Raw genomic sequence first — 5757 nt, 5'->3', positions numbered from 1 at the left:
ACCCCATAAAAAAAATAATTACAGAGAACCAGATTATGAGTTTGATGGAATTATAGAAAGTGAAGGAGTTTTAGAAATGATGCCAGATGGGTATGGTTTCTTACGTTCTTCCGATTACAATTATTTAGCTTCACCAGATGATATTTATTTATCAACTTCTCAAATTCGTTTATTTGGATTAAAAACAGGAGACACAGTAAAAGGTGTAGTTCGTCCTCCAAAAGAAGGGGAAAAATTCTTTCCATTAGTGAAAGTATCCAAAATAAACGGACATGATCCGCAAGTTATTAGAGATAGAATCTCATTTGAACATTTAACACCAATTTTTCCAAAAGAAAAATTTAATTTAGCTGAAAGAGGAAGTACAATTTCTACACGAATTTTAGATTTATTTGCTCCAATTGGAAAAGGTCAACGTGGAATGATTGTAGCGCAACCTAAAACAGGTAAAACTATGTTGTTGAAAGAAATAGCAAATGCTATTGCAACCAATCACCCAGAAGTTTACTTAATTGTTTTGCTTATTGATGAAAGACCTGAAGAGGTTACCGATATGCAAAGAAGTGTAAAAGGAGAAGTTATTGCTTCGACTTTTGATCGTGAACCACAAGAACATGTAAAAATTGCAAACATCGTTTTAGAAAAAGCAAAACGTTTAACTGAATGTGGTCATGATGTTGTAATCTTACTTGATTCAATCACACGTTTGGCTAGAGCTTATAATACAGTTCAACCGGCATCTGGAAAAGTATTAAGTGGTGGAGTTGATGCTAATGCATTACAAAAACCAAAACGTTTCTTTGGAGCAGCTCGTAATGTTGAAAACGGTGGTTCATTAAGTATTATCGCAACAGCTTTAACGGATACTGGTTCTAAAATGGACGAAGTTATCTTTGAGGAATTCAAAGGAACAGGTAACATGGAACTTCAATTAGATAGAAGAATTGCTAACAAACGTATCTTCCCAGCTATTGATTTAGTTTCTTCAAGTACGCGTAGAGATGATTTATTGTTAGACGAACAAACAATCCAACGTATGTGGATTATGCGTAAGTATTTAGCTGATATGAATCCGGTAGAAGCAATGGACTTTATCAACGATAGATTCAAGAAAACAAAAAATAATGAAGAATTCTTAATTTCGATGAATAATTAGGAAGTGTTCAGTGTTCAGTCCACTTTAAACTTGAAATATTATATTAAAAACTCTCATTAATTTGGGAGTTTTTTTTGTGAATTTCTAATACAAGTGCCTTTTAAACTTTTAAACACATAACCTTTTTAACCTATTAATAATTCAAACTAAATAATATCTCTTATCTTTGCTAATTAATATTATAATATGCTACATTTAGGACAATACAATACCTTAAAAATACTAAGAGACACACAAGTTGGAATTTTTCTTGGTGACGGAGAAAACGAAGAGCACGACGTTTTACTTCCAAATAAATATGTACCCAAAGAATTCTCAATTGGTGATGAAATTACGGTTTTTGTGTATTTAGATCATGAAGAACGTCCAGTAGCTACAACAATAAAACCTTATATCAAATTGAATGAATTCGCTCACTTAAAAGTGAATTACATTAATAAATTTGGTGCTTTTATGAATTGGGGTTTGGAAAAAGATTTGTTTGTTCCTTTTAAAGAACAAGCACGTCCTATGGAAATTGACAAACGCTATTTAGTGTATTGTTACATTGACGAGAAAACCAATAGATTAGCTGCAACCAGTAAAACGAACCAATTTTTATCTAATGATAATATTGATTTACAAACAAACGAAGAAGTTGATTTAATTGTTTCTCATATTACAGAAGCTGGAATTAATGTAATCATTAACGAAAAGCACAAGGGTTTAGCTTATGCTAATGAAACGTACCAAGATATAAAACCTGGTAAGCGATTAGTAGGATATATTAAGCAAGTTCGTGAAGATGGAAAGATTGATGTTTATCTGAGAAAAGTTGGGGTAGAAGCTATTGAACCAACGTCTCAAATAATTTTAGACGAATTGAAAGCCAATAGAGGTTTTTTAAGACTAAATGATAATTCACATCCAGAAGATATTAAAACAGTTTTGAAAATGAGTAAGAAATCATTTAAAAAAGCAGTAGGAAGTTTATACCGTCAACAATTAATTGAGATTAAAGAAGACGGAATTTATTTGATTTAATCTATTTATTGAGTTTAAATGCCTTACATAAAAGAGTCAAAATACGATAAATCAATACCTTTTTTGCATAAAAATGCTCATTTTTCGACTATTTATGCAGCAAAAGTAAAAAACTTCTCAGCTCCAAAGTATAAAAGAGAAAAGCTAGAACTTTCTGATGGTGACTTTTTGAATGTAGATTATAAAATGCAATCTAAAATTAAAGCAGTTATTTTATGTCATGGTTTAGAAGGCAATTCACAGCGAACTTATATAAACAGTTGCGCGGATTATTTCTTGAGACAAGACTTTTCTGTTTTTGCTTGGAATAATCGCAGTTGTGGTGGTGAAATGAATCGCTTGCCAAGACTATACCATCATGCTACCATTGACGATTTGGATCAAATAGTCCAATTTGCATTCAACAAAAACATTCAAGAAGTATATTTGATAGGTTTCTCAATGGGTGGAGCACAAGTCTTAAATTATTTCGGAAGAATCAATGATATCGATAAAAGAGTAAAAGCTGGAGTAGCCATTTCTGTTCCGGTTGAGGTTAAAGCAAGTGCTGAATCTTTAAAGAAAGGTTTTAATCAAGTTTATATGAAGAACTTTGTGATTGATTTAACTAAGAAACTTAAAGTAAAATCAGAGCAATTTCCTGAATTAATGAATTGGAAAAATATTAAAAACATTAAAGATTTTGATTATTTAGACGATAATTTTACGGCTCCAATGCACGGTTTTATTGATAAAAATGATTATTATTTCAAAGTTTCACCAGCTCGAAGTATGGAAAAAATTAATAAACCAGTTTTAGTAATCAATTCATTAGATGATCCTTTTTTAGGTGAAGGGTGTTTTCCGGTTAAATTAGCAGAAAAAAATTCGTTTTTTCATTTAGAAACACCTAAATATGGAGGTCATTGTGCTTACCCAATGAAGAATTCGGTTTATTCGTATGCTGAAATTAGAGCTTTTGATTTTTTTAAATCCTTATAAAATGATTACAAAAAAGAATATTTATTTAGGTTTAAGCGTTTTAGTCTTCGTCATTACTATGTTTACAATTTTGACAAGTAATCAATCTCATGGAGTTTTAGATAATTCTCTTTCAATACATTGGATTGTTTTATTAATATTCACTTTGTTATTGCCGATTTTTAATTTAGCAGAAATTATTCTAAATAGAAACGATTGGAGTAAGTTTTATTGGCTAGGATTAATATTTAATATCTTGACAATCTTTTTTGTAATGCGTTTTTTTAAGATTGAGTTATTAGCTGAGCTATTTTAATTAAGAAACTTTTCTTTGCAATTCATTAACAGTTGATAAAATTAGATTTGCATTAAATGGTTTTTTCCATTTTCCAATTTCTATAACTTTTCCATTGTGATAAAAACTTAAAATGTTTTTATGATAATAATATTTTTTACTACTCTCTGGAGTATACTCAAAACCACCAAATTTAAAAGTTGATTGAGAAGTATATATATTAGATTTTACATTATTTTCTAAAATTATAGTGCTAATTTCTTTTATTTCATATTTTTTATTGAAATGTATTCCAAATATGTTTTTGTGTTCTACTAAATTATATTTATCAATGAAAATATAATTTCTTTCATTAGATAAGAATAAACCAATTAAAACAAGTAAAGATGCTATTGATATAAGAATAATTTGAATTATTTCTATAGTTTCAGAAATAGTTATAATGTAAATATTACTAAGTAGTAAAACCAATCCAATAATTAATATGATTAACCATAGACTAAATTCATGCCTATCATTTTTAATTTCTAATTCAACAATATTTTTAGTTTTATTCATTTTAAATAATGGAATATTTAATTACTCACTTTCCTCATTCAACTTAAAAGGATAATCACCAAAGAGAGCCGAAATTTTCATAGTTTGATAAACTTTTCGAGTATATTTATTGGATAAAGCTATCATCGTAACAGTGTCATTTTTTAAAGTAATATAAGAAGATGTGTTTCCGTGCCACCAACCATTATGATAGAAAACTTTTTGACCTGTTTCCCATTCGCGCAAACGAATACCTAAACCATAATTTTTAATGCCTTTTTTCTCATAACTATAGCCTTTGAAAATTTCTTTTTTTAATTTTTCTGAAATAAAGTCATTAGAATAAGTGGCTAAATCAAATTTCAATAAATCTTGCGGAGTAGAGTAGATATTTTTATCGCCATAAATAGCATCTAATTGGTCAAAAGGAACTTTTTCTCTTGTACTTTTATAAGATTGACTCACATTGTTTTTATCATTTTCTAATTCAAAAACAAAAGTGTTATCCATCTTTAAGGGTTTAAAAACAAGATTTTGCATTGCATTTGAAAACGATAAATTAGACATTTTTTCAATTACTAAAGCTAATATGGCATAATTAGTATTGCAATATGCAAATTTACTATTAGGTTTAAAATCTAATGGAATATTATGTTTTCCTAATAAATTTAAAACATCAGCATTATGAAGCGTTTTTGATCTTCCCCAAATTTTTTCTGGTTCTGTAAAATTGCCATATTTTGGTAATCCACTTCTGTGACTCAACAACATTCTAATGGTAATTGTTGTGTAAGGAAAAGTAGGTAGAATAGTTTTCACTTTTTCATCTAAAGTCAATTTTTCAGTATCAATTAACCTAAAAATAGCAGAAGCGGTTAAAACTTTACTAATTGAAGCTAAATGTAAAGGAGTTTCTTTGGTAATTAACTCGTTTGTTGCAAAGTTTGATTTTCCTTGATATTTTTCAAAAATTATTTGTCCGTTTTTAGCTACTAGAAAACTTCCATTAAATTCATCTTTTTGATTAATATGTTCATTAAAAAACGATTCAACTAAAATTTTCTTTTGTTCAATATATTTTTTAGGTAATTTCGTAAAACCAATGGGAACTAGAGAATCTTCGTTAATAAGGTTTTCATTTTCAATGTGTTGTGCGATTTCTTTTTTTTCTTGATTTTTACAAGAAAGCAAAAGAAATAAAAAAGCTAGGTTTAATAGGTACTTCAAGGAATTGTTTGTTTCCACAAATATAAAAAAAGCAATAGGAAAGTTTTTTTAAATTTTTAGTTTTGTGAATATTTTAACCCAAAATTATGAAAAATAGCATCCTTTTTTTTCTTATTTCTTTCAGTTACATAAGTTTCGCTCAAGAAAGTAATGATTCTATTTCCGATAACGATTTAAAATTAGCCGCTTTACCTTATTACAGTTACGGAAAAGGACTTGGAATTACCTCTCCGGATAGTTTATTTCAATTAAACATTCGTTTTAGAATGCAAAATAGAGTTTCTTACATTCAAGCTGATGGGGAAGACAATAGATATGAAGCTCAAATTAGAAGATTAAGATTGCGTTTTGATGGATATGTAGGTGATCCACAATTTTTATATGTGATTCAATTATCATTTGCTCCTGGTGATGTTGGTGTTATTGAAGGAGGTGACAATATAAATATCATAAGAGATGCAGCTGTAATTTATAGACCAATTAATAGTAAATGGAGTTTTATTTTTGGACAAACAAAATTACCAGGAAATAGACAGCGTATTAATTCATCTGGTGCTTT

7 protein-coding genes are annotated in these 5757 nt (G+C 28.7%); 5 read left to right on the top strand and 2 right to left on the bottom strand.

Annotation, left to right across the window (positions count from 1 at the left end):
• The 4 genes from rho to AACZ53_RS13425 form a co-directional block, all read left to right on the top strand.
• On the top strand, window positions 1-1156 hold a 1156-nt coding region (gene rho, locus AACZ53_RS13440; RefSeq protein WP_339839466.1), incomplete at its 5' end, for a transcription termination factor Rho.
• 186 nt (window positions 1157-1342) lie between these two features.
• Window positions 1343-2179, top strand: coding sequence for a S1-like domain-containing RNA-binding protein (locus tag AACZ53_RS13435; protein WP_339839464.1), 837 nt, complete (start codon window positions 1343-1345; stop codon window positions 2177-2179).
• 18 nt (window positions 2180-2197) lie between these two features.
• A complete protein-coding gene (locus tag AACZ53_RS13430) occupies window positions 2198-3160 on the top strand; it encodes an alpha/beta fold hydrolase (RefSeq protein ID WP_339839461.1) in 963 nt (320 codons plus the stop codon).
• A 1-nt stretch (window position 3161) separates the two neighbouring features.
• Window positions 3162-3455, top strand: coding sequence for a hypothetical protein (locus AACZ53_RS13425; RefSeq protein ID WP_339839459.1), 294 nt, complete (start codon window positions 3162-3164; stop codon window positions 3453-3455).
• On the opposite strand, the gene AACZ53_RS13420 is transcribed toward AACZ53_RS13425, so the two are convergent.
• Both AACZ53_RS13420 and AACZ53_RS13415 read right to left on the bottom strand, forming a co-directional pair.
• Window positions 3456-3992, bottom strand: a complete 537-nt coding sequence (locus AACZ53_RS13420; protein WP_339839457.1) for a hypothetical protein — start codon at window positions 3990-3992, stop codon at window positions 3456-3458.
• A gap of 21 nt (window positions 3993-4013) precedes the next feature.
• Complete coding sequence (locus tag AACZ53_RS13415; RefSeq protein ID WP_339839455.1) at window positions 4014-5198, bottom strand: serine hydrolase domain-containing protein; 1185 nt, start codon at window positions 5196-5198, stop codon at window positions 4014-4016.
• An 86-nt stretch (window positions 5199-5284) separates the two neighbouring features.
• Between AACZ53_RS13415 and AACZ53_RS13410 the strand changes: the two genes are divergently transcribed.
• Window positions 5285-5757: porin (locus tag AACZ53_RS13410; RefSeq protein ID WP_339839453.1), on the top strand; the 473-nt coding region annotated here is incomplete at its 3' end.

This window comes from uncultured Flavobacterium sp. (assembly GCF_963975005.1).
Taxonomy (GTDB): Bacteria; Bacteroidota; Bacteroidia; order Flavobacteriales; family Flavobacteriaceae; genus Flavobacterium.
Note: the sequence above shows the minus strand (reverse complement) of the source record. Positions and strands in the feature narration are given on the sequence as shown.